Here is a 2,137-nt window from a genome sequence, read left to right on the forward strand (position 1 = left end):
CGTCTGTCCTCCCATCTCAATTCGTCGGAGCTGGTGGCGCTGGTGCAGTTGGTGGCGCAGTACGACGGGCTCGCCACTTCCCTGCACGTCCTGCGTATTCAGCCCGACGAGCCCCGCTGACCCGCCGAGCCCGCTGGCCAGCTGGCCCGCTGGCCCGCTGGCCAGCTGCCCGGAGAGGGTCCGGCGCCGCAGTCCGCGCTCCGTTATGGGCTGTTTCCACAGCCTCCAGCCTCTCCACAGCAGACCGATCATCACGCCGCCATTCGGACGGTGTCGTGCTCAGTGCCGGGCATCATCACGGCCATGACCAACAGCACTCATGACGAGCATCCCGCACTGTCTCTCGCTCGTCTGACTCACGAGATCTCACACATTCCGCGACGCCGCCGTGAGCGGGCCTTCGTCAAGGTGGTCGACGGGCTGTGGCTCCCATCCGGCGTCACCCGCGATCTCGAAACCCTCTCGGTCGCGTACTCCCGCCTCTACCCGGGCGCCGTGTTGACCGGCTGGTCGGCAGCCGTCATCCACGGAGTCGCCCCTCTGCGCCATGACACGGTGCCGGAACTGTCCGTCGGGCCTCATGGCCGGGAACGACGAGGCCTTCGGATCAGGCGGTATTCGGTTCCGGAACAGGCGGTGATCACGCTACGTGGGGTCCGCGTGACCGCGCACCGCTGGACAGCTTTCGATCTGGCGAGATTCAGCGATCACGTGCAGGGCGTACAGGCGATCGAGGAGCTTTACCGTCATGGCTTGTCCCGGGCCGCTTTTGCCGAAACCGTGACGTACATGGCTGGCACCTGGGGCGTCGCCCGTGCCCGGAAGGTTCTCGAGGATGCGGATCCCCGTAGTGAGTCCCCGCGGGAAACCGAGACGCGCCTGTTCCTCAAAGAGGCAGGGTTCACTGATTTCGTTCCCCAGGTCGAGGTACCCGAACTCCGCTATCGCCTCGACCTGGCGGACCCGGAACACAAGATCGCCGTCGAGTACGACGGCCCCCACCACGACGACCCGGTCCAACAGTCCAAGGACCGCCACCGACGAAACCGCCTGCAAGCAGCGGGGTGGATCGTCATCGTGGTCGACCGCAGGATCTTCCGCCATCAGCAAGACGACGTTCTCGAGCAGGTCCGCGCGGCATACCTTCTACGGAGAGCAGCGGCGGCATAGGACGTTCGACGTGAGTTCGGCGCCCACTCGCCAAACCGCGCACCGCGCAACCGCGCAGCGCGACGGCCGCCGGATGCGCTGGCTCGGTGACAAATGAGCGGACACCCAGCGCAAGCGAGGCTGCATGTGCTGGCTCTGTGCCCAGCTCCGGCATGTGCGCTGGCTCTGTGTTCGCGGCCGTGAGGAAAAGCGCCCTCATCGAGACGCTCCGGACGCCGAATGAGCACGACAGCAGCGCAAGTGCCCCTACTGGCGCTGGCTACTCGCCCTAGGCTGGCTGGTTGGTCCCAGCCACCAGCGCAAGTCCCCGGAATCCGTATAACAAGTCAGCGCAGGTCACGGAGCCAGCGCAAACGAGGTCAGATGCGCTGGCCACGCGCACAAGCGTCGGATCGCGACAGCAGCGCGCCCACAACGCGGGCCGCGGCCGTGCCGACTCCGGGACGCGGCAGGCCGGGCCGCGCCCGCGCCGACTCCGGGAAAGCGGCAGGCCGGGGCCGTGCCCGAGCCGGACCGAGCGAGCCGGACCGAGCGAGCCGGACCGTGTTCGAGCCGGACCGAGCGAGCCGGCGGGGGCCGGGGCCGGGGCAGGGCCCGGGCAGGGTCAGGGCAGCGGCGCCTGCTCGCCCGCCGACTCTGCGTGGGACAGGCACACGCGGGCCCGGTCATCCAGCTCCAGGACCATCGTCTCCCCCGCCGGCACCCACACCTGGCGTCCCTGCACGGTGCAGTCGAAGTCGACGCCGTCGAGGTTGGTGATCGTGATCTCGGTGTGCGTCACGCGGACCTTCACGAGCGTCCCGCGCACGGTCAGCCGGAACGTCAGCGCGCCCCACTCGGCGGGCACGCGCGGGTCGAACGAGATGTCGCCACCGTAGTCGCGCATGCCGCCGAACCCGCTCACCAGCGCGGACCACACACCCCCGGTCGAGGCCACGTGGATGCCGTCGGCGGCGTTGCCGTGCAC

At 68.8% G+C, this 2,137-nt stretch carries 2 protein-coding genes; one reads left to right on the forward strand and one right to left on the reverse strand.

The genetic code is table 11. The features are described 5' to 3' along the window. Positions 1–303: 303 nt before the first annotated feature. Positions 304–1,170, forward strand: a complete 867-nt coding sequence (locus tag ACWIE7_RS18890) for an endonuclease domain-containing protein (protein WP_454070286.1) — start codon at positions 304–306, stop codon at positions 1,168–1,170. A gap of 604 nt (positions 1,171–1,774) precedes the next feature. Here ACWIE7_RS18890 and ACWIE7_RS18895 read toward each other — a convergent pair. Next, on the reverse strand, positions 1,775–2,137 hold a 363-nt coding region (locus ACWIE7_RS18895; RefSeq protein WP_454070287.1), incomplete at its 5' end, for a glycosyl hydrolase family 65 protein.

The sequence above is a fragment of the Dietzia sp. NPDC055343 genome (genome assembly GCF_053645265.1).